The sequence below is a fragment of the Oleiphilus sp. HI0128 genome (assembly GCF_001635365.1).
Genome location: NZ_LWGG01001277.1, coordinates 1 through 649, shown reverse-complemented (window position 1 = coordinate 649; position 649 = coordinate 1). Strand labels below are relative to the sequence as shown.

The window sequence follows — 649 nt, the reverse complement described above, 5'->3', positions numbered from 1 at the left end:
ACCAAAGCCCGAGGCACAATCCAGTTTTACCGGACCGCCTTCGGCTGGCTTTTCGTGACATACTGCGCCATCACTGTGTGCGTAAACTAATTGCTCAGTCGAATATACACAGTCAATCCGATATTTGCGTTTGGGGTTTCGGGAAAAGCCATGCATGCGACGAAGATTATTGCGTATCTTGGCAAGCAATGGGTCCTGGATAGTACGATTTAAGTCAGCAATTTGAATCTGACTCGGATCAACTTGGCCACCGGCGCCTCCCGAGCAGATCAACTTAATCTTATGTCGCGAACAATGAGCAATAATGGCAGTCTTTGCTTTGACACTATCGGTCGCATCAAAGACATAGTCAAAGCCTTTGTGCAGCAAAGTTTCTACATTTGCAGGCGTAATAAAGGTGTGGTTTGCATGTACTTTGATCTGCGGATTAATCTGCTGCATTCGAGCAGCCATAGCCTCCACCTTCATCGCCCCAACCGTGTCTTGCAATGCATGGATTTGCCTGTTGATATTCGAAACGCAAATATCATCCAGATCAAATAGGGTAACTTCACCAATACCCGATCGAGCTAAGGCTTCGGCGGCCCAGGAACCGACACCGCCAATACCAATCACGGCAATATGACTATGCTGAAAACGCTCTAGCGTT

1 protein-coding gene is annotated in these 649 nt (G+C 47.5%); it reads right to left on the bottom strand.

The features are described 5' to 3' along the window. A partial coding sequence (gene tcdA / locus A3763_RS21475; RefSeq protein WP_068760491.1) for a tRNA cyclic N6-threonylcarbamoyladenosine(37) synthase TcdA occupies window positions 1-649 on the bottom strand: 649 nt, incomplete at both ends.